21 protein-coding genes and 1 tRNA gene are annotated in these 21,075 nt (G+C 71.0%); 20 read left to right on the forward strand and 2 right to left on the reverse strand.

Annotated elements, in window-relative coordinates; genetic code table 11:
• Positions 1–770 precede the first annotated feature (770 nt).
• Positions 771–1,547: an NUDIX domain-containing protein gene (locus AB0M18_RS12470; protein WP_365756826.1), complete on the forward strand. Its 777-nt coding sequence runs from the start codon at positions 771–773 to the stop codon at positions 1,545–1,547.
• On the opposite strand, the gene AB0M18_RS12475 is transcribed toward AB0M18_RS12470, so the two are convergent.
• Positions 1,531–2,664: a helix-turn-helix transcriptional regulator gene (locus tag AB0M18_RS12475; protein WP_365756828.1), complete on the reverse strand. Its 1,134-nt coding sequence runs from the start codon at positions 2,662–2,664 to the stop codon at positions 1,531–1,533. The two genes, AB0M18_RS12470 and AB0M18_RS12475, sit on opposite strands and share 17 nt — an antisense overlap.
• 619 nt (positions 2,665–3,283) lie before the next feature.
• Between AB0M18_RS12475 and AB0M18_RS12480 the strand changes: the two genes are divergently transcribed.
• From AB0M18_RS12480 to AB0M18_RS12550, 15 genes are all read left to right on the forward strand, one after another.
• Positions 3,284–3,553: a hypothetical protein gene (locus tag AB0M18_RS12480; protein ID WP_365756829.1), complete on the forward strand. Its 270-nt coding sequence runs from the start codon at positions 3,284–3,286 to the stop codon at positions 3,551–3,553.
• Positions 3,553–3,807, forward strand: coding sequence for a hypothetical protein (locus tag AB0M18_RS12485; protein ID WP_365756830.1), 255 nt, complete (start codon positions 3,553–3,555; stop codon positions 3,805–3,807). The genes AB0M18_RS12480 and AB0M18_RS12485 overlap by 1 nt, the downstream gene beginning before the upstream one ends.
• The gene (locus AB0M18_RS12490) at positions 3,804–4,046 is read left to right on the forward strand and encodes a hypothetical protein (protein ID WP_365756831.1); all 243 of its coding nucleotides are present in this window, start codon (positions 3,804–3,806) and stop codon (positions 4,044–4,046) included. Before AB0M18_RS12485 ends, AB0M18_RS12490 begins: the two co-directional genes overlap by 4 nt.
• A complete protein-coding gene (locus AB0M18_RS12495) occupies positions 4,043–5,239 on the forward strand; it encodes a hypothetical protein (protein WP_365756832.1) in 1,197 nt (398 codons plus the stop codon). The genes AB0M18_RS12490 and AB0M18_RS12495 overlap by 4 nt, the downstream gene beginning before the upstream one ends.
• An 81-nt stretch (positions 5,240–5,320) precedes the next feature.
• Positions 5,321–7,618, forward strand: coding sequence for an FtsK/SpoIIIE domain-containing protein (locus tag AB0M18_RS12500; RefSeq protein WP_365756833.1), 2,298 nt, complete (start codon positions 5,321–5,323; stop codon positions 7,616–7,618).
• Positions 7,619–7,845: 227 nt separating this feature from the next.
• The gene (locus tag AB0M18_RS12505; protein ID WP_365756834.1) at positions 7,846–8,454 is read left to right on the forward strand and encodes a hypothetical protein; all 609 of its coding nucleotides are present in this window, start codon (positions 7,846–7,848) and stop codon (positions 8,452–8,454) included.
• A complete protein-coding gene (locus AB0M18_RS12510; RefSeq protein ID WP_365756835.1) occupies positions 8,451–9,464 on the forward strand; it encodes a DNA cytosine methyltransferase in 1,014 nt (337 codons plus the stop codon). Before AB0M18_RS12505 ends, AB0M18_RS12510 begins: the two co-directional genes overlap by 4 nt.
• On the forward strand, positions 9,455–9,643 hold the full coding sequence (locus tag AB0M18_RS12515; RefSeq protein ID WP_365756836.1) for a hypothetical protein: 189 nt from the start codon (positions 9,455–9,457) through the stop codon (positions 9,641–9,643). The genes AB0M18_RS12510 and AB0M18_RS12515 overlap by 10 nt, the downstream gene beginning before the upstream one ends.
• A gap of 11 nt (positions 9,644–9,654) precedes the next feature.
• Positions 9,655–9,933: a hypothetical protein gene (locus AB0M18_RS12520; protein ID WP_365756838.1), complete on the forward strand. Its 279-nt coding sequence runs from the start codon at positions 9,655–9,657 to the stop codon at positions 9,931–9,933.
• 16 nt (positions 9,934–9,949) lie between these two features.
• Positions 9,950–10,414: a hypothetical protein gene (locus AB0M18_RS12525; protein ID WP_365756839.1), complete on the forward strand. Its 465-nt coding sequence runs from the start codon at positions 9,950–9,952 to the stop codon at positions 10,412–10,414.
• An 86-nt stretch (positions 10,415–10,500) separates the two neighbouring features.
• Complete coding sequence (locus AB0M18_RS12530) at positions 10,501–11,394, forward strand: bifunctional DNA primase/polymerase (protein ID WP_365756840.1); 894 nt, start codon at positions 10,501–10,503, stop codon at positions 11,392–11,394.
• Entirely contained in the window at positions 11,391–11,600 is a 210-nt protein-coding gene (locus AB0M18_RS12535; protein WP_365756842.1) for a hypothetical protein, read from the forward strand. Before AB0M18_RS12530 ends, AB0M18_RS12535 begins: the two co-directional genes overlap by 4 nt.
• Complete coding sequence (locus AB0M18_RS12540) at positions 11,597–12,997, forward strand: phage/plasmid primase, P4 family (RefSeq protein WP_365756844.1); 1,401 nt, start codon at positions 11,597–11,599, stop codon at positions 12,995–12,997. Before AB0M18_RS12535 ends, AB0M18_RS12540 begins: the two co-directional genes overlap by 4 nt.
• 66 nt (positions 12,998–13,063) lie before the next feature.
• Complete coding sequence (locus tag AB0M18_RS12545; protein WP_365756846.1) at positions 13,064–13,261, forward strand: helix-turn-helix domain-containing protein; 198 nt, start codon at positions 13,064–13,066, stop codon at positions 13,259–13,261.
• A complete protein-coding gene (locus tag AB0M18_RS12550) occupies positions 13,261–14,658 on the forward strand; it encodes a tyrosine-type recombinase/integrase (RefSeq protein ID WP_365756848.1) in 1,398 nt (465 codons plus the stop codon). The genes AB0M18_RS12545 and AB0M18_RS12550 overlap by 1 nt, the downstream gene beginning before the upstream one ends.
• 167 nt (positions 14,659–14,825) lie before the next feature.
• Here the strand turns inward: AB0M18_RS12550 and AB0M18_RS12555 are convergent.
• Positions 14,826–14,898, reverse strand: a tRNA-Arg gene (locus AB0M18_RS12555).
• A 283-nt stretch (positions 14,899–15,181) separates the two neighbouring features.
• On the opposite strand from AB0M18_RS12555, the gene AB0M18_RS12560 reads away from it, so the two are divergent.
• From AB0M18_RS12560 to AB0M18_RS12575, 4 genes are all read left to right on the forward strand, one after another.
• Positions 15,182–16,834: a dynamin family protein gene (locus AB0M18_RS12560; RefSeq protein WP_365756850.1), complete on the forward strand. Its 1,653-nt coding sequence runs from the start codon at positions 15,182–15,184 to the stop codon at positions 16,832–16,834.
• A gap of 4 nt (positions 16,835–16,838) precedes the next feature.
• A complete protein-coding gene (locus tag AB0M18_RS12565; protein WP_365756851.1) occupies positions 16,839–18,707 on the forward strand; it encodes a GTPase in 1,869 nt (622 codons plus the stop codon).
• A 228-nt stretch (positions 18,708–18,935) separates the two neighbouring features.
• Positions 18,936–19,394 carry a single-stranded DNA-binding protein gene (locus AB0M18_RS12570; RefSeq protein WP_365756853.1) on the forward strand — a complete coding sequence of 153 codons (459 nt, stop codon included), beginning with the start codon at positions 18,936–18,938 and terminating at the stop codon, positions 19,392–19,394.
• A 247-nt stretch (positions 19,395–19,641) separates the two neighbouring features.
• Entirely contained in the window at positions 19,642–21,042 is a 1,401-nt protein-coding gene (locus AB0M18_RS12575; protein WP_365756855.1) for a Cys-Gln thioester bond-forming surface protein, read from the forward strand.
• Positions 21,043–21,075 lie beyond the last annotated feature (33 nt).

The following is a 21,075-nucleotide window of genomic DNA, read 5'->3' on the forward strand; positions in this document are numbered from 1 at the left end:
GATTGTCTTTGTCACCGATTGCGACTATGAAGTGCGTCGTAAAGCCCTTCGCGGCGCCCGCGACCTAATTATCACCACTCACACCGACATGGAAAGTGACCTACTCTCGCTAGGCCTCATAGAAGCGCTAGCGATGGAGTACGTGCCTGCTGCGCTTAAGTCGAGAATTTCATGCCAGAGCGTCGCCTTGAATCTCAGCGCCAGAGCCCAGAGTGTCGCATTCCCATTGGGGCGAATCCGTATGGCAGGTCAACCTCTCGGAATCCCTCTACACCTGGAGGATGTGAAGCTCGCTAGGTACTGGGATTCAAAATCTGGAGTAATGAATTCAGATCGCCTCATAGATGCCATGCACTCAAAAGTCTCCGATGTGGTCGGATTCCAGGAATGGCGTGACTTGGTCGATCAGACACCCACTGATCTTGACATGTGTCACGGTAAGGACCTCGTTAGGGCCCTAGCTTTCCTGTTGAAGTCGGAGTACAAGGTCGACGGGGTCACTCCGGCGGCGGTAGCAAGCACCATTCGCACTAGTCTCTCGAGTGCACATTTGAGTTCCTGGGGAGTAATTCGAAGGATTAAAGCATGGCAGGATAGGTATCACCGGTACGTGTTGAGTGCCTAATTTCTATCGGCGTGTGATTGGTCTTCCTGGCATTCGACTCCGCTGACCGCGCGTCGGCCAGGGTTCGTCGCGAGCCGGACTATCGGTACGCGAACACCGATACGCTAGCCATCACTGGCCATAGATTGGGGAGTGTGCACTGAGGATGGGACCCAAGACGCAGAGGGTCTACGAGACGATTCGATCCTGGATTGAGTTGGGCCGCTACGGCCCTGGAGACAAGCTGCCGTCCGAGCGGACGCTGAGCGCTGAGCTTGAGATCGGCCGCACCGCGCTGCGCCAGGTGCTCGCTCGTCTTGCGAATGAGCACTTCATCAGGGCTCACGACCGCAGCTCGTACCGCGTCCTCGGTGGCGAGAGCGTTCCGACGCCGGCGGAGATGGAGCCGTGGAAGATCCATGGCTCCCGCCACGTCTACGAGAACCGCTGGGTGAACGTCGAACTGGTCGACGTTGAGCCCCCCGGCGTCGACCGCTTCGAGCACCACGTCGTCCGGCTCTTCCGCGTGGCCGTGACGGCCGTGATCGACGACCAAGACCGCGTGCTCATGCTGTGGCGGTACCGCTTCGTACCGAAGCAGTGGGGCTGGGAGTTGCCCGGCGGAATCGTGGATGCGGGCGAGGACGCCGTTACTACGGCGGCCCGCGAGGTCGAGGAAGAGACAGGGTGGCGGCCCGGCCCGGTCGAGCATGTCGTCAGCTACCAGCCGATGATCGGCATGGTCGACTCACCGCACGAGATCTTCGTAGCCCGCGGCGCCGAGAAAGTCGGCGAGCCGACCGACGCCGAGGAGGCCGGCGAGATCGCGTGGATCCCCCTCGCCGACGTCCCGCGCCTCATGTCCGAGGGCAAGCTCATGGGCTCGGGAACGCTCGTCGCCCTGCTTCACATCCTCGCTTCCCGCACTAGAGGCGACCGGTAAGCAGCTCCACACGCCGGCGGTACCGCACGGAGCCCGTGCGGTTCGCCAGCAACCTGGCCTTCTGTAGGTGGGACCGCGCTTCATCCAACTCCCCGCGGGCGAGGTGCGCCTGGGTGAGGTCGCAGTGGAGACCGGAGTTCGCGCGCACGAAGGATTCGTCGGCACTGCGGAGCGACGCATACAGCTCCTCCATCGCCGAGGCGTCGCCGAGCTTGGCGAGGACGTTCCCGCGCCACCTCGACAGGTGGCCGGTGTTGAGGAAGATGCTCAGCATGTCGGCGTCGCGTACTTCGCCATCATCGGGAAGAAGTTCGGTCGCCCGTTCAAGTGCCGCCCGGGCTGCCGACTCCATCTCGGGCCCTGCAGCCGCGCACAGCTCGGCTTCGGCGGCCGCGAGCCACGCCCTCAGCCGAGGCGACTGACGCTCGGGCTGGGTGCGCTGCGCGTCTCGCACCAGTTCGACGGCAAGTTGAGGTCGGCCGGCGTCTGCGAGTACGTATGCCTGCTCGCCCATGGCGTGCGCCAGGTAGAGCGGAGACTCGGCGTCCTGGGCGGCCTTCTTGGCGAGCTCGTACCTTCGCCATGCCCTGTCCACTGCGCCGGCGTCCAGTGCCTGCCATGCGGCGAGGGTGGATGCTCCCGCAAGGGCGGTCGCGATCGGCCTGCGTGCCCCTGGCAGCACGGCGAAGGTCAACGCTTCCTCCATCGCCGCCAGATGACCGTTCATCTGGTCCACCAGACCGGCCGCGCCCATCTGCCGGTCCATGGTCCGGAGCAGCTCGGTCTGGGCCAGGAACGACGGGACCATGGACTCACTCAGACTGCCTGCCGCGTCAATGCGGCTCAGTAGGTCCGCGTAGCCGTCCGCGTGCGGCTCGGGCGCTTCGGTCTCGCCTCGCAGCTCGGCGTCCGTGACGCCGAGGAGCGGCCGGAGGATCGCGGCGTATCGATCCGTGACGGTGCGGCGGCCGTTCTCCCACTCCGAGACGTAGGTCTTGAGGCTCGCCGCCGAGGCGATGCCGAGCAGCCGTTGCTCCGCGAACCGCCGCATCTCGTGGATCAGTCGGTCCTGCGACCACCCTCGCGCGGTCCTTACCGCCTTTAACCCCTTAGCCACGCCGCCTCCTGTAAAGCCCCAGGTGAGAGCTGGTTAACACCCCAGAGGTTAACCCCAGTTGGCTACCGCGACACCCAACTCGGGCCGTTCTCTGGAAGAGCACACCGACACGCAACTCGAACCAAGGGGTTGCGTCTGGTGCGCACCAGATGCCAATCTACTGGTGCGCACCAGATGGACGGCAAAGGCCGGACTGGCGTGTGTTCAAGGCGGGGACGCTGCAATCCCGCTGAAGGCCAGAGGACAGGGCTTCGGCCCGACTGGCGAGGTGGCCCGGTGACCGCGAGCAACGGCCGGAGAGTGGGGACGAGGTCCCCCTTGCAGTGCTCCATCCCCGTTGCTCGACGCCAAGGAGGTCCCGATGTTCCGACGAAGACTTCAGGCGCCGCCCCTGCTGGACCGGCGAGGCGGCCGCGCCCGCCGCGTCACCTGACCTCCGCAGCCGCTCGGCTGCGGCCGGTTGCCTCCTCCGTCCGTCCGGGCCCCTTGCGGGGTGCCGCACGGGCGGGGTGGTGGGGAGCCGGAAGTGCCCACGTGCTCCAAACGGCGAGAGGCCCCGGTGCTGGAACACCGGGGCCTCGGTTCGGGCCGTCCCAACCCGCGAAAGGAAGTACGACCCATGAACGTGATCGTTGCTGGTCAGAGGATCGTTACGCGGACCGAGCTGGTCGAGGCCGCGCTCGGCTTCACCGCCGACCCTGCCGAGGCGCCGGAGTTCGACTCGGCGGCTGGCCAGGACGCGCTGCGCGACATCGTCGCCGTCCTGGAGGCCGAGGCCGCGACCGAGGTCGACGCCGAGGACATCGCGTACTACCGCAGCCTGCTCGGCGCCCGGGTTCTGGCCTTCCCCCGCCGCTCCGCCCTCGGCTTCGAGCGGAGTGCGGCCTGATGGGACTCTTCGACCGGGTCCGCGAGTTCGCGGCCGACCACATGGCCGACCCCGACGGGGCCCCGAACCTGGCCCGCCGTGCGACGCAGATCGCGGGCCTTGTGGCCGACGCGGCGGCGGACCGCAACACGGCTGCCGCCGCCGGAATTTCGCTTCTGGGTGCCGCGGCCGTCGTCGGCCAGCGCTACGTCTACCCGGACGACGACTACGCCACCTTCACCGAGGAGCCCAAGAAGCGGGGGTGGCGTCGATGAGGACCGCCGCTCAGATCCTGCTGTTCGTGCTGACCGTTCTGGAGCTCGCACTCGGCCTGGTGGCCGGCGCGGTCGCGCTGCTGAGTCTGGTCACCGAGACGCTCGCCCGGGCCGCGACCGCCGTCGACGAGCGGTTCGCCCGCCGGTTCCGGCTGGCCCGGGTCTCCCCGAAGCTCCGCAAGGAGCTCGCCGACGTCCTGTACGGGATCACGACGACGCCCGCCGGAGGTACCCGATGAGCACCTACCGCGAAGACCGCCGGGCCGACCGGGCCGCCGAGCGCGCCCAGGACCGCGAGGACCGGCGCCTGGAACTCCAGGCCCAGCAGGACCGCGAGGCCGCAAAGGCCGAGGAGAAGCGCAAGGACGCCGACGCCAGGCGCCGCCAGGAGCAGGCCGACCGCAAGGCCAAGCAGGCGGAGAAGCAGGCGAAGAAGGCGGCCGCGGCCGCCAAGCGCGCCAAGCTCGTCCGGTGGCTGAAGGCGAACCCGGCGACGCTGTTCGTGGCGTTCGTGATGGTCGCCTCGATCGTCCCGGCGATCCTGTCCCAGATCGGCGCCCTGACCGGGGCGAGCGTGGCGGCCCCGATGGCCGGCCTGCTCGCCGCGATGCTGGAGGGCGGCGCCTGGGCGATCACGTTCATGGGCAAGCAGGCCGAGGACGCCGGCCGCGAACCGCGCAAGTACCGGATCGGCACCTGGGCCGTGGCCACCGTGGCGGCCGCGGTGAACTTCTGGCACGGCCTGGAGGCGTACCGCGCCCATCCGTGGGTCGCGTTCGTCCTGGGCGCGAGCAGTCTGTTCGCGATCTACATCTGGGATCTGAAGACCCACGGCTCTCACGGCAAGACGAAGGCTGAGAAGAAGGCCGAGAAGGACCGGGCCCGGCACGTGGCCGCCCGGCGCAAGCATCACCCGCAGATTGTCGAGCAGGCGGTGAAGCTTCAGGCCGCGCTGCCGTTCGGGGCGCTCGACGACGAGTCGGCGTTCGCGGCCGCGTGGCGGATCCACACCGGCGCCGAGCCTGGCCTGTCCGCTCAGCTCTACGCCACCGCGACCGAAGCGGTCCTGTCGCTCGGCGCGGCGTTCGAGCTCGGCGACAACGTGCGCGAGGAGCTGCTGGAGACCGGCTTCAAGGCCGCCCGGCTGACCCCCTTCGCCGAGCTGACTCAGACGCCCGCAGCCCAAGCGGGAATTGGGTCGAACACCCCCGAACCCCCCATCGAAAAGCCCCGCGAGAACGCCCCTCGGGGACGGTCCGAGAAGGAGCTCGAAGCGCTTCTGCCGGACGCCCTGAGCGCGGCCGCCGAGCTCGTCGCCGAGGGCAAGCAGATCTCCGCCTCGGGGCTGGCCAAGAAGCTCCAGATCCGCCGCGAGGACGCGCTCAAGCTCCGCGACCTCGTCATCGAACAGCGCCGCCTGCACGTCGCCTGAACCACACCACGTACGCGGGGCCCGGCCCTCGCCTGGCAGCACCGGCCGGGCCCCGCTACCTCACCAGGAGGCACAGCAAGCATGACCGAGCACCTCACCGAACACACCCCCGACCCGGACGGCTCCGAGACGTTCGCGACCGTCACCTTCCTCCGCCCCGCGGCCCCCGCCCCGGCGGACAGTGAATGGTCGGACGGGGACGACAGCGCCACTGCCTTCCCGCCGATGCCGACCGTGGCGCCGGCCGTCACCGGACCGGACGACCGCACCGTCGTCCTCGACACCGCCCGCGTCGTCCTGGAAGAGACCACCGCCCCCGCCCCGGCCACGACCGGGAAGGTGGAGAAGGTCGACCTGGACGACTTCGACGCCGACGCCCCTCTGATCCCCGCGTGGATGAAGACGCCCGAGGGATGGGCCGCGTGGGCTGGGGTCTTCGCCCGTGCCCGCCGGCGGGACTTCCGCCGCTGGGTCCGCCGCCAGCCCACCCAGCGCGGCCACGTCCGCCAGTTCGGCCGCGGCACCCGCCGCACGCACGAGTGGATCGTCGGCTTCGAGGGCGTCCGCGTGCAGTCCGCCGCCCACACCGCCCACGTCCTCACGAGGGAGGCCAAGCTCGCCGCCCGGCACGCCCGCTTCACCCCGCGCATCCTCGGGACGAAGAAGGAACTGGCGATGAAGGCGGCCGAGCGCGCGACGAAGGCCGCCGAGGAAGCCGTCCTCCTGCACAAGAAGGCGAAGAAGGACCGCAACCGCGCCCGCAACCTCCGGGCCGGTGTCGCCTACGGCCCGCCGCTCGCCGCGATCGGCGGCGGCTACGTCATGGGCGGCAGCCTCGGCCTGACCGCGGCCGCGCTCGCGACGTTCGCCGGGGGTGCGTTCGTCGGCCGCAAGCCGTACGACGAGGACGCCGACTGGACGACCGAGTGGCGCTCGCTCGGCGACGGCGACCGGATGACCGCCCCCATGCTCGACCAGGCGTTCCGCGCGGCGAAGGTCATCGGCTCCGAGGAGTCGCTCCGGGTCGTGCAGATGCCGATGCTGGACGCCCGCGGCGCGTGGACGGCCGTGCTCGACCTGCCGCCCGGCATCCCGGCCAAGCGCGCGATCCGCTCCACCGACGAGCTTGCCGCCGCGTTCGGCGTGGAGGAGGCCCAGGTCTCCATCGCCAAGCGCGGCCGGTCCGGCCGCATCGAGCTCTACGTGAGCCGCGATCTGCCGTTCACCGAGAAGGCCGCCCCCGGTCCGCTCCTCGCGCTGGACGCGGCCGCGAACTTCTGGGGCCCGATCTCGATCGGCCCCGACGTGCGCGGACTGCCCATCTCCATCAGCGTGGTCGAGCGTTCCGGCCTGATCGGCGGCGAGCCCGGCGCCGGCAAGTCGGCGTCCGGCAACACGATCCTGCTCGCGGCCGCGCTCGACCCGCGCGTCATCCTCGTCCTCGCCGATGGCAAGGGTGGCGGTGACCTGGAGCCGTTCGAGCACCTCTGCGAGTGCTTCGAGGGCGACGCCGACCCCGAAGCGTTCTACGAGCTGCTCAAGGAGCAGGTCGAGGACATGAAGCGCCGCTACGCGCTGCTGAAGAAGCTCGGCAAGCGGAAGGTCACCGAGGAGCTCGCGGCCAAGTACCCCGAGCTGCGGCAGAAGCTCATCTGGGTCGACGAGCTCATGTTCTACACGACCGACGAGGAGTACGGGAAGAAGATCACCAAGCTGCTGCGCAACCTCGTCTCCCGGGGGCGGGCGGCCGGGATCATCACCTTCTGCGCGACCCAGAAGCCCGGCTCCGACGTCGTCGACACCAGCCTGCGTGACCTGCTCTCCATCCGGTGGGCGCTGCGCTGCACCACCCCCGAAGCCTCGGACACGATCCTCGGCAAGGGCGCCGCCGCGTCCGGCTACAGCGCGAAGACGATCCAGTCCGAGATGCGTGGCGCCGGCCTGCTGTGGGCCGAGGGCACGAACCCGACCATGGTCCGCGCCGACTACTACACCGACGAGCAGGTCGAGGAGCTTCTGGCCCGCGCGACCGAGTGGCGCCGTGCGGCCGGGAGCCTGCCGAGCGCGCCGATGGCGCTCGTCGACCAGCTCCGCGCCCAGGGCGACGAGGACGCGCTGCTCCTGGCCGCCGTCCTCGACACCTTCGCCGCCCACACCACCCAGGACGGCCCGGCCGAGTGGCTGCCCGGCCAGCTCCTCGTCGACGAGCTCAAGGCCAGCGGCCACACGGTCACTGCCGAGAAGCTCGGCGCACTCATCGTCCGCACCGACGAGGAGAAGGCCAAGCGCCCGTGGGGCGAGAAGGGCTCGCGGCTCACCGGCTACCCGCTCGCCCGTGTCGAGGCCGCCGCCACCGGCCGATTCGGGCTCACCGCCTGATTTAGACCCGGACGCAACCCGGACAGATGCCCGTATTGACCCGGTATACCCCTTGGCGGGCCCGGATCCGACCCGGACGTCAGGCCCCCGACCCGGACATCCGCGTCCGGGTCGGGACCGGAGCCGTCCGGGTCACCCGCCTCTCTGACCTGCATGAATGCGGAGCCGTCCGGGCTTCGTCCGAGTCTCCGCCCTAGCCCAAACCGGCACATAAGGAGTCAGGCACCGTGACCGCCCAGACCCTCACCACCCCGACCCCCGCCCTCGCCGCCCTCGCACCGGACCTCGGCGCCGAGGCCGCGCTCCTGGTCCGCGAGATCGAGCAGTACCTCACCGCCCGCGTCCGCACGACCGCCCACCCGCTCGTCACCAAGACCACCGCCGAACTCGTCGCCGAAGCCCTCGGCACCACCCCGGCGCACGCAGCCGCACCCGTCCTCACCGCCCCGGCCCGCGCGCTGCGGATCCTGCCCGACTGGGCGCTGAACTTCCCGCTCCTCCGCCAGCTCCACGGCGGCGGACGGCAGATCAGCGTCGCCGAGCACCTCGAGCTCACCGCCCTGGTCATCGAGCGCTACGGCTGGCACCAAGGAGCCCTCCGCTCCGCCTCCGGCCGCCGCTGCATCCTCGGCGCCCAGGCCGTCCTCTTCCGCCTCGGCTACGGCGACGAGACCACCGCCCTCGCCGCCGGCCACCACATCCAGACCGCCCTCGCCGCCCGCGGGACCACCGAGCCCTACCACCGCTGGAACGACGCCACCGGCCGCACCCGGGACGAGGTCCTCGCCCTCGTCCGCACCGCCGCCACCGACGCCCGCCAGGCCGACCGCCCGTGACCGGCGGCCTGCGGATCGGATCGCTCTGCACCGGCTACGGCGGCCTCGACATGGCCGTCCAGGCCGTTCTCGGCGGCTCGCTCGCCTGGGTCTCCGACCTCGACCCCGGGGCGTCGCGGATCCTGGCCCACCACCACCCCCGGGTGCCGAACCTGGGCGACCTCACCGTCGTCGACTGGGCGGGAGTGGAGCCCGTCGACGTCGTCTGCGGCGGCTACCCCTGCCAGCCCTTCTCCACCGCCGGCAAGAGGAAAGGAACCGCCGATGAGCGGCACATCTGGCCGTCGATCGCGCACGCCCTTCGCGTTCTACGACCCCGACTCGCGGTCTTTGAGAACGTCGCAGGGCACCTTCGACTGGGATTCGACACCGTCCTCGCCGACCTTGCCCGCCTCGGGTTCGATGCGGAGTGGTGCCTTGTACGCGCATCGGAGGTCGACGCTCCCCACCAGCGACAACGCCTCTTCCTCCTCGCCGTTGATGCCGACCCCGACCGCCTCCGAAGCGACCGGCGCCGGACACGCGGCGCAGGGCGGGATGAACCTGCGCCACACCGTCTCGCTCCTGCCCACCACGGCGGCACGGGACTGGAAGTCCGGCGAGTCGAACCTCATCGGGACGAACGCCCGGCCGCTCGACGAGGTCGTGGTGAACCTCCTGCCGACACCGACCCGCGCGGACGGCGAGCGTACGAGCAGCACGTTCGGCCGGGGCAACCCGACCCTTGCTGGGGCTGTTTCGCGCCCGCCGTCGCCCGCTGGGAAGCAGTCCTCGGACGACGTGCCCCCAGGGCAACTGACGATCGACGCCGCCTGAACCCCACGTTCGTCGAATGGCTCATGGGCCTCCCGGCCGGCCACGTCACCGATGTCCCCGACCTAACCCGCACCCAGCAGCTCAAAGCGCTCGGCAACGGCGTCGTGCCCCAGCAGGCCGAAGCCGCGCTGCGCCTCCTGCTCGCCCGTTCCGACCTCACACACGCCGCCGAAGGAGATCAGCCGTGGTCATAACCGTCTCGCTCGTCGCCCTCTTCGGGCTCGTCCTGTTCTTCCTCCTCCGCGCCGGAAACCTCGGCTACGGCTCCGCGTTCATCGCCGTCGGCTTCGGCTTCTTCCTCGCCTCCACCGGCGCCGCCGACCCCATCAACCAGCTCACCAACGACGTCATAGACGCGATCCGCAACCTGTGAGGAGACGCCCCGTGCGACTGCGCATCAACCAGACCACCTGGCCCCACCCGGCACTCATCCTGACCGACACCCCCCGCCCCGACTGCCCCGACTGCCAGGGCGAGGGCGGCCGAGCCTACGACTACGGCGACTACGAGACCGGCGAGTACGCCGGCACCGACTGGGACCCCTGCCCCTGCTGGGGCGAGAACTGCCGCTGGACCCTCCTGCCGCTCTTCAGGCTCCCGCGCCGCCGTCAGCCGCACGTCGACCCGTGGGGCAGCGGCTACAGCGACGAACCGCCCTTCTAGACCGAGAGGCACCCCCGTGTTCGAGATCCGGATCATCTGCGACCCCGACGACACCGACCGCGTCACCGCCGCGCTCGCCGGTGCCTTCACCACCGGCGCCGTACGTGAGCACCCCACCCGCGACGGACAGCGCACCCGCCTGTACGTCACCGCCGACCACCGGCCCGCCGCCGAGGTCTGGCCCACGCCCGAGCAGGCGTACGCGACGGCCCCGAGCATCGTCAGCGAGATCGGCTGGGCCGCCCGCACCGCCGCCGACCGTCCGTTCGGCGGCTACGTGAGCCGGGAGTTCTGGCTGCGTAAGGCCGCGCTCCTGGACCGCATCGCCCTCGGCGACGACGTCGCCCCCGCCATCAGCGACGCCATCGAGGCCGCGGACCGGGCGGCGCGACGGCTCATGGAGGTCGACGGCGTGACCGACGTCTGCGGCGCCCGCGGCTACGTCCGCCAGCAGTACGCCCACTGGCTCACCCACCACTAGCTGCGCCGAGGGCGGCCCCCATTCCGCCAAGAACCCGAGGCCGCCCTCGTCTGCCAGCACCTTCTACAGAACTGGAGACACCCAGCATGACCCATCCGATCCCGATCCGGCGAGACCGTCACCTCACCACCGCCCTGCACCTCGCGGCGGGTGGCATGCCGGTGCTGCCGCTGCGGGCGGGGAAGGGCCCGTTCGGCAACTGCCCCGACTGCGCCGACAACGCGTGCGGCGGCCGGCCGAACATGAAGACCCCCGGCCCGTGCACCTGCCCGCGACCGTGCCACGCCTGGGCCGCCGCCACCACCGACCCCCACGTCCTCACCTCCCCCGAGTGGGCGGCCGCCTGGCGCGCCGCGGGAGTCGTCGGCTACCACCCCGGCGGCGCCGGGGTGACCGTGGTCGACCTCGACGACGCCGACGCCGTCGACTGGGCCCGCACCACCCTGCCGCCGACCCGCACCGTGACCACCACCCGCGGCGAGCACTGGGTCTACCGGGGCGTGATGCGCTCCACCAACCACGTCAGGCCCGGCGTCGACATCAAGTCCCTGATGTCCTACGCCCGTTGGCTCGGACCCGGCATCGGCACGATGACCGCCCTGCCGCCGGTCGTCCTCGCGCTCGTGGAGAGGGAAGAGACCACCCGGCCCGGCCCGGTGGTGGACTCTTCCTCGGTGACCCGCGCCCGGTGGGATCGGAGCGTGGCCACCGGCTGCCGCCACACCGAGACGTACGTCCGCACCGGCGTCACTCGCGGCATCGAGCACGTCAAGGCCCGCTCCGAGAAGGGCGCCGGCACTGCCGCCTACGGCGCCGCGCGCTTCCTCGCCAAGCAGCACACCGCCTGCCCCGGACCCTGCGGGCTCGACGCCCTGGGCGAGGACATCATCGACGCCGCCGTGTCCGTCGGCGTCCCCGAGCCCTACGCCCGCCGGGCCGTCACCAACGGCCTCCAGGCCGCTTTGGGAGCGACCGCGTGACCTCCACGACCGACGGACGCCGGATCGTCGCCCTGCTGCGGATCTCCGCGCCGGGACGCGACACGACGCCCTCGGTCCGCTCGTGGTGCTCCTGCGGACGAGACCTCGTCGCCTTCGGGCAGCGGAAGGCCGCCGCGCTCGTCGCCGACCACACCCGCCACCGCACCGAGTGCCCGCTGCTGACCGAGGGGAAGGAAGCCGCGTGACCGGCACCGAGGAGCTGCCCTCGCCGTCCAACCCGATGGCCGTCGCCCGCAAGCTCGTGCCCGCCTGGCACACCGAGGACGGACACCTCCGGCTGCGGCGCTGGCGCGGGTCCTGGATGCGGTGGACCGGAACCTGTTGGCGCGAGTACGACGAGCAGCAGATGCGCGCCGGGCTCTACAAGCGCTTGGAGCACGCCACGTTCTGCGCCGGCCTCGACAAGAACGGGGAGCCGGAGGTGCGGCAGTGGGCGCCGACGAAGACGAAGATCAGTAACCTGCTCGATGCGCTGAGCGCCATCACCTTCCTGCCCACCGACACCGACGCCCCGGCCTGGATCGACGGCGAGAGCGGCAAGCACGACGCCAGCCCGATCGTCGCCTGCCGCAACGGGCTTTTGCGGATCCGGGACCGGAAGCTGCTGCCGCACAGTCCCAGCTTCTTCAACCTGGTCTCCGTCCCCTACGACTACGACCCTGCCGCGACTGCCCCCGCCTGGGAGGCGTTCCTCAACGGGATCTGGCCGGACGATCCCGAGTCCATCGCCGCCGTTCAGGAGTGGTTCGGCTACGTGCTCTCCGGCCGGACCGACCAGCAGAAGATCCTGCTCATGAAGGGCCCGACCCGCTCTGGGAAGGGCACTATCGCCCGGATCCTGAAGGAGCTGATCGGCAAGGAGAACCTCGCCGGGCCCACCCTCGCCGGGTTGGGCACGAACTTCGGGCTCTCCACCCTCGTCGGCAAGCCGCTCGCCGTCATCTCCGATGCTCGCCTGTCCGGGAAGGACAACGGCCAAGTCGTCGAGCGGCTGCTCACGATCTCTGGCGAGGACACCATCGACATCGACCGGAAGTTCCGCGACCCGTGGACCGGGAAGCTGCCGACCCGGCTCATGGTGCTGACCAACGAGCTGCCGAACTTCGGCGACTCCTCCGGCGTCATCGCCTGCCGGTTCGTCGTCCTCAACATGACCGTCTCCTGGCTCGGCAAGGAGGATCCCGAGCTGACGGAGAAGCTCGCCACCGAGATGCCCGGCATTATCAACTGGGCCCTTGACGGTCTCGCCCGCCTGGAACGGACCGGCCGGATCACCGAGCCTGCGTCTTCTCAGGACGCGGTCATGACCATGCAGGACACCGCCTCGCCGACGAGCGCGTTCGTCCGCGAACGCTGCACCACCGGCCCCACCCGCGAAGTCCCCGTTGACATCCTGTGGACCGCCTGGCGCGAGTGGGCCGAGGACAACGGCGTGAAGTCCATCGGCACCAAGCAACTCTTCGGCCGCAACCTGCTCTCCGTCGTCCCCCAGCTCCACCGCACCCGCCCCCGCGACGCCTACGGCCGGCAGGTGGCCACATACGCCGGGATCACGCTCAACCCGTCTTCCGACCCGCTCTGAGTCGCGATGAGTCACGACTCAGAGCAATGTCACTCCAACTCTTTCGCCCCCGAGGAGGGGACCTCGATGGCCAGCACGCCCAAGCACCGCGCGATGCTCACCGTCCCCGAGCTCTGCGAGGAGCTCGGCATTACCCGCTCCACCTTCTACGACTGGCGCCAGAAGCGGCGGGCGCCCCGCTGCATCAAGCTGCCGAACGGCAACATCCGTGTGCGCCGAGTCGACCTTGAGATCTGGCTGGACGAGCACGAGGACGCCGCTTGATGGACACGACGTACAACGTGAAGTTCTGGAAGACCGGCGTCAATGCGGGGAAGCGGAAGACCACGTACACCGTCCGCTGGGAGCTGGACGGCAGGGAACAGCGCAAGACGTTCGTCACGGCAGCCCTCGCCGAGTCCTTCCGGTCGGGGTTGGTCTCCGCGGCACGGAAGGGGGAGGCGTTCAGCCTCTCCACCGGTCTGCCGGTCTCGTACATCTCCCAGGCGGCCAGCGTGACGTGGTACGACTTCGCGGTTCAGTTCGTGGACCAGCTCTGGGAGCGGACGTCCGCGAACAACCGGCGGAACGTGGCGAAGGCGCTCACGCCCGTCACGATCGCTCTGCTGCGGTCCCAGCCCTCGGCGTTCAAGGGCGTTGACGTGCGCAGAGCCCTTCGTGAGTACGCCTTCAACACCCTTCGGCGAGAGCAGGCCCCGCCCGAGGTCGCCGTCATCCTTCGGTGGGTGCAGCGGAACTCGCTGTCCATGGCGGCCTGGGAAGACGAGAGCGCCGTGGACACGGCGCTGCGGGCAGCCGGGACGAAGCTGGACGGCACTCCCGTGGCCGCCAGCTCCGCGCGGCGGACCAAGCGCGTCCTGAACGTGCTCTTCGAGCACGCCATCAAGAAGAAGGTGCTCAAAGAGAACCCTCTGCCGAAGGGCAAGGGCGCCGGCACCATCGCGTCCAAGACCTCCTCCGCCGTCGACAAACGCTCGCTGCTCAACCAGGAGCAGGCCGCCAAGCTGCTCGGCTGGGTCTACGCACGGCCGAGGGGTGGCAGGCGGCTGCACACCTTCTTCGCTGCGATGTACTACGCCGGCGCCCGGCCCGAGGAGGTCGTGGCCATCGACGTCGGAGACGTACGCCTGCCCGACGCGGATGCCGCGGACCAGTGGGGCGAGCTGCTGCTCCACACCGCTCACCCCGAGGTCGGTAAGCAGTGGACGAACACGGGGGAGGTGCGGGAGCAGCGGGGGCTCAAGGGGCGGGCCGCCGATGACACCCGGACCGTGCCCTGCCGCCCCGCCCTGACCCGGATCCTTCGGGCGCACATCGAGAAGGAGGGGCTCAAGCCCGGCGACCTCCTGATGCAGGGGGAGAAGGGCGGCGACCTCGCCGGGTCCGTGATCCGCCGGGCGTGGCGACGAGCGCGGAAGGAGGTGCTCACCCCGTACGAATTCGGGACCCCTCTCGGCCGCCGCGTGTACGACCTTCGGCACACCTGCCTGACCAACTGGCTCAACGCCGGCGTCCCGGCCGCGACCGTGGCCGAGTGGGCGGGCAACAGCGTCCCCGTCCTGCTGGCCACTTATGCCCGGTGCATCGACGGACAGCTCGACGACCTGAAGCAGCGGATCGAGGGGGCGGGGGAGCTGGCCCATCCCTCAGCGGGGGTCTGAAAACTCCACCGCGTATTCACCGCAGCCACCCGCAGAAACTCGGAATCAGCCGGGTGCAGCCGGACACTCCTCGGGCCCACCGGGGCGTGTCCGGCGGCCCCCGGACGGTCACGGAAACCCCACCTGACCAGCGAAAAGGACCCTCCCGAAGGAGGGTCCCGGTGTTGCGCCCCCGGCAGGACTCGAACCTGCGGCCAAGTGCTTAGAAGGCACCTGCTCTATCCGCTGAGCTACGGGGGCCGGTGGTGGCCGGTGGTGGCCGGGTCAAGGATAGGGGTCCTGTCGGTCCGGCTCGGGTGCTTCACCTGCGTGGCACGATGTGGAGGTTCGGTGAAGCGGTCCGATAATCGCAGGCAGGTGCGATTCGTGCAGCGCTTTTCGCGCCACTCGGGCCGGGTGTTGTGCAGTCGTTATGCCCAGGGCGGCACCAAGGGCGCCCGGCTACATCCGTTCGGTCGGCGCGCGCAGCCGCAATACGCTTCAAAAAGGCTCCAAAATTGGGCATTCTTCGCATGTGGTGACCTTGGACGAACGGCCTCAGCTGATCGACGCACTCTCCGCCCTGCGCGACCGTGTCGCCGCCGTGCGTCTCCCCCTCCCCCTTCCCGGTGCCCCGCGCGCCCGGCAGACCCGGGCCGAGTTGCTCGCGCAGCTCGACGACTATCTGGTGCCCCGGCTGAAGGACCCCGACGCGCCGCTGCTCGCGGTCGTCGGCGGATCCACCGGGGCCGGGAAGTCCACGCTGGTCAACTCGCTCGTGGGGCGGCGGGTGAGCGAGGCGGGGGTGCTCAGACCCACCACCCGGACGCCCGTTCTGGTCTGCCACCCCGAGGACCACCACTGGTTCGCCGGGATGCGCGTACTGCCGCAGCTCACCCGCGTCTGGCTGCCCCAGCAGGACGACGAGCACCCGGGCGAGGAACCGCCGGAGGACAACGCCCTGCGGGTCGAGACCGCCGCCACCCTGCCCCGCGGCCTCGCCCTCCTCGACGCGCCCGACATCGACTCCCTCGTCGTCGAGAACCGGCTGCTCGCCGCCGAGTTGATGTGCGCCGCCGACATCTGGGTCATGGTCACCACCGCCTCCCGCTACGCCGACGCCGTTCCCTGGCATCTGCTCCGTACCGCCAAGGAGTACGACGCCACCCTCGTCACCGTCCTCGACCGCGTCCCCCACCAGGTGATCACCGAGGTCTCCCGGCAGTACGAGGCACTGCTCGACAAGGCCGGATTCGGCGACCTGCCCCGCTTCACCATCCCCGAACTGCCCGAGTCCACCGGCGGCGGCACCGGCCTCCTGCCCGACAACGCCGTCGCCCCGCTGCGCGGCTGGCTCTCCCACTGCGCCCAGGACCCCGCCGCCCGCCAGCAGGCCGTCGGCCGGACCGCCGCCGGAGTGATCGACTCGCTCGACACCCGCATGCCGGAGCTCGCCGGGGCGGTCGCGGCCCAGTACGCCGCGGCCGTACGACTCGGCGGCGCCGTCGAGTCCGCGTACGAGGAGCAGGGGCGCCGGGTCCGCGAACAGGCGCGCCGCGGCGCCGTCCTCGCCGGCGACGCCCGCACCCGCTGGCGCGGCTACCCGCGCGACAGCTCGGCCGACGAACTCCTCGACGCCCTCGTGGAATCCCTCGGCGCGCTCGTGCAGTGCGCCGTCGCCGCCGCCGACGAGCGGGTACGGGACGCCTGGCGCCGCGAGCCCGCAGCGGGCGCGCTGTCGCCCAAGGCCGCCCCGGGCCGGAAGGACGACGCCCAGGACGCCGGGGAGCGGATCGCCCTGACCGTACGGCGCTGGCGGCGGGTCCTGGAGGAGATGGTCGAGGAGGAGGTACGGGACATCGAGCGCCCCACCGCCGGCCGAGGCGGCACCCGGGGCGGCAAGCGCGCGGCCGCCGCCGCGGCCCCCGACACCGAGACCCTCACCGCGCTCCTCGCCGCCGTCCTGCTCGGCGGCCGCCGCACCCGCGCCGCCGGGGACCGGCTCGCCGAACTCCTCGGCGCCCAGGGCGCCCTGCGGCTGCGCGACAAGGGCGGCGAGCTGCTCGCCACGTACCTCGACCGCGCCCTGCACACCGAACGCGACCGGCGTCTCGCCCCCCTCGACGCCCTCGACGTGACCCCCGAGCCGCAGGCCGAACTGATCGCCGCGCTCTCCGTACTGCAGAAGGAGAAGTGACGCCGTGAACGAGACCGTGGGCAGCACGCCAGGTGGCCCCGCAAGCGGCGAGAAGCGCTGGGACGACGGGCTGATCGCCCGCCGCGTCGCCGACCGGGCCCTCCCCAGGAGCCAGGCCCCCGAGGGCGGCGCGGCCGCCGAGGACGACGACGAGAGCGCGCTCCCGCCCCTCGGCGGCGCCTACGGCGGAGCCCTGCGCACCCGCCTCGACGCGCTCCACGAGCTCGTCGGCCTCTCCCGTACCCGCGTCGAGGGCCAGGCGCTCGCCGAGGCCGGCCGGGTGCTCGACGAGGCCGCCGCCCGTCAGCGGCTGTCCGCGCGGCACACCGTCGTCGCCATCGCCGGGGCCACCGGCAGCGGGAAGTCGTCCCTCTTCAACGCCCTCGCCGGCGTCCCCGTCTCCGAGACCGGCCTGCGCCGCCCCACCACCGCCGCGCCCATCGCGCTCAGCTGGTCGGAGGGGGCCGCGGGGCTGCTCGACCGGCTCGGCATCCCCGGGCGGCTGCGCCGCAGGCCGCTCGCGGGCGGCGCGGCCGACGCCGACCTCCAGGGACTCGTCCTGATCGACCTGCCGGACCACGACTCGGCCGTCACCGCCCACCGCGACCAGGTGGACCGGCTGCTCGGCCTGGTCGACGCGGTGATCTGGGTGGTCGACCCGGAGAAGTACGCCGACGCCGCCCTGCACGAGCGCTATCTGCGGCCGCTGGCCGGACACGCCGAGGTCACCTTCGTCGTCCTCAACCAGATCGACCGGCTCGGCACCGAGGCCGCCGACCTCGTCATCGACGATCTGCGCCGGCTGCTCGACGAGGACGGCATGGCGCTCGGCGAGCACGGCGAACCCGGCGCGACCGTCCTGCCGCTGTCCGCGCTGACCGGGGAGGGCGTGCCGGAACTGCGCGAACTCCTCGGCCGCTTCGTCCAGGAGCGCACCGCACCCGAGCGCCGCCTCGCCGCCGACGTGGACGCCGCCACCGCCCGGCTGCGGCCGGAGTTCGTCGCCGACGGGCGGCCGGGGCTCGGCGAACGGTCCCGGGAGGAGTTCGCCCACCGGCTCGCCGTCGCGGTCGGCGCGCAGGCGGCGGGCGAGGCCGCCGAACGGGTCTGGCGCCGCAACGCCATCCGTGCCTGCGGCACGCCCTGGCTGCGGCTCTACCGCTGGTACGAGCGGGTGCGCGAGCACGGCAGCGGCGATCCGGGCCCGGCGGCCCAGGTCGAGGACGAGCTGACCGCGCGTCAGCGGGTCGAGCAGGCCGTGCGGATCGTCTCCGACGAGGCCGCGCGCGGGCTGCCCGGCCCCTGGGCGCAGTCGGTCCGCGAGGCGGCGCTGCGCGGTGCCGACGGGCTGCCGGAGGCGCTCGACGAGTTGACCGTGAGCATGGGCGACCCGGCGGCCCGGCCGCCCCGCCCGGCCTGGTGGCCGGCCGCGGTGCTCGCCCAGGTGGTGATGACCTTCCTGCAGATCTTCGGCGCGCTGTGGCTGGTCGCCCAGATCGTGGGGGTGGTCGAGCCGCTGCTCTGGCCGCCGGTGCTCGTCATGGTCGCGGGGATCGTCGGCGGTCCGCTGGTGGAGTGGGCCTGCGCGGCGGCGGTACGGGGGCCGGCGCGGCGTTACGGGCAGGAGGCCGAGCGCGCGCTGCGCGAGGCCGCGGCGGCCTGCGGCCGGGCCCGGGTGCTCGACCCGATCGCGGCGGAGCTGATGCGCTACCGGGAGGTGCGCGAGCAGTACGTCACGGCCGCCGGTGCCACGCGGATGGCGAGCCGGACCGTGGGCCGCGGGGGAGCGGGCGGGGGAACGGGGATCGGCGGCGGCCGGTTCGGCGGTACGCGGTTCGGCCCGGCGCGGGCGGCGGGCGCGCGGGTGCGGTGAGCACGCGTCCGCGGTGAGCACGCGTCCGCGGTGAGCGCGGGCGTGGTGAGGCGAGCGAGGAGAGGCGGAAGCTCTCGTTCGGGTGGCCGGGTTGTCCCCAACCGCCCACTTGTCCACAGGCTTCGGCTGGTTTCTCCGGTTCGGTCCAGGATGGATCGCGGAAGGGCGGACGGCGCTCTTCCATGGGGCCGGTGGAAACCGGTGGAACCGAACGGGGAGCGTGGGCAGATGAACGAGACGACCGTGACGCTGGTCGGCAACGTGGCGACGAACGTGGAGTACCGGGAGACGGTGTCGGGCGGGGTCGCGCGGTTCCGCTTCGCGGTGACCGCGCGCCGCTGGGACCGTGAACACGGGATGTGGACCGACGGGGCCACCAGCTTCTACACGGTGTCCGCGTGGCGCTCGCTGGGGGCGAACCTGGCGGCCTCGGTCTCGGTGGGTGAACCCCTGGTGGTGCACGGCCGGTTGAAGATCCGGGAGGAGGACCTCGACGGGCGCCGGAAGACCTTCGTGGACGTCGACGCGGTCGCGGTGGGCCACGATCTGACCCGGGGTACGGCGGCGTTCCGGCGGGCGACACGGCAGCCGGGCGCCGAAACCGCCGTACCGGAACAGAGGGTTCCGGATTCACCCCCTCCGACCGGCCCCGAAACCGCCGACTACCCTCTGGTAGCGACACCTTGACCTTCCGTTGCGGGGATTTGTCGATACCGTGACCAGCGGTTTCATGCTCAACTAGCCCCGCTGATAACGATTTCGAGTCGGAATGGTTATCAGACCGTACGACGGGACACAGGGCCCTTCCCCGTCCCTAGGATTTCCGGATACTCATGAGGCACTTGCTTCCAGTGGGGCAGCGAGTCTGCTGGCGGGTGCTCCCCCCACGCGTCTTGACCGACGACGCGGAGCAGCCCGCACGGAGGGGAAATCCATGTTTTCTGTTCGGAGGCGCGGCATTGCCCGCCTTGCCGCCGCGACCGCGGTTTCGGGTCTCGTCGCGGCGGGTTCGATAGCCATCGCTGGACCGGCGATGGCCGATGGGGCCGACCAGGGCACGGGCGGTGCCACGGCGACGCTCGGTGACCTGAAGATCTACGACACCGTCGAGATCAAGGACTCGCACCGAGAGGTCTCGGCCGGTCTTTTCGAGATGGCCGTCAAGCCCGGTGGGTTCATCCAGACCTACTGCATCGACCTCTACACCGGTGCGAAGACGGGGCAGGAGTACAAGGAGGTCGGCTGGGACCAGTCGTCGCTCCACAACAACAAGGACGCCGGCAAGATCCGCTGGATCCTGCAGAACTCCTACCCGCAGGTCAACGACCTCGCGAGCCTGGCCGCCAAGGCCGGTGCCACGGAGCTCACCGAGAAGACCGCCGCCGCTGCCACCCAGGCCGCCATCTGGCACTTCTCCGACAACGTGGACGCCGTTCCGGTCAACGCCGACGCCGCGAAGCTGACGAAGTTCCTGGAGGAGAAGGCCGTCGAGCTCGACGAGCCCACCGCCTCCCTGAGCCTCTCCCCGTCCTCCGTCGCCGGCAAGGCGGGCAGCCGCCTCGGCCCGATCACGGTGGACACCAACTCCGGCACGGCGAAGGTCTCCGTCGCCCCCGGCGCCCCGGCCGGCGTGACCGTCGTCGACAAGGACGGCAAGGCCGTCACCACCGTCGCCGACGGCTCCAAGGTCTACTTCGACGTCCCGGCCGGCACCGCCGACGGCACCGCCGAGCTGAACGTCCAGGCCGACACCACCGTCCCGATCGGCCGCGCCTTCGTCGCCACCAAGGTGAAGAGCCAGACCCTGATCCTGGCCGGCACCAGCACCTCCACCGTCTCCGCCAAGGCTTCCGCGAGCTGGGCGAAGCAGGGTGTGGTGCCCACCGTCACCGCCGAGAAGAACTGCGCCAAGGGCGGTGTCGACATCACCCTCGGCAACAAGGGTGACGAGGCCTGGGAGCTCGACCTCAAGGGCGTGAAGTACACGATCGCCGCCGGCGAGTCGAAGACGGTCACCGTCCCGGTCGCCGAGGACGAGGCGTACAAGTTCACCATCAAGGGCCCGAACAACTTCGAGAAGGTCATCGAGGGCGTCCTCGACTGCAAGACGGCCACCCCCGGCCCGACGCCGTCCGAGACCCCGAGCGGCACCCCGTCGCCGTCCCAGACCCCGGCGACCGGCGGCACCACCTCCGGCACCACCGGCGGCGGCGACCTCGCCGAGACCGGTAGCTCCAGCGCCACCCCGATGATCGCCGGCATCGCCGCCGCGCTCCTCGTGGTCGGTGGCGGCGCGGTCTTCTTCCTCCGCAAGAAGAAGCCGGCCGGTCAGTAACACCCAGCGGCTGATCACGGCCCCGTCGCGCAC

It is taken from the genome of Streptomyces sp. NPDC051909, assembly GCF_040681095.1.
Taxonomy (GTDB): Bacteria; Actinomycetota; Actinomycetes; order Streptomycetales; family Streptomycetaceae; genus Streptomyces.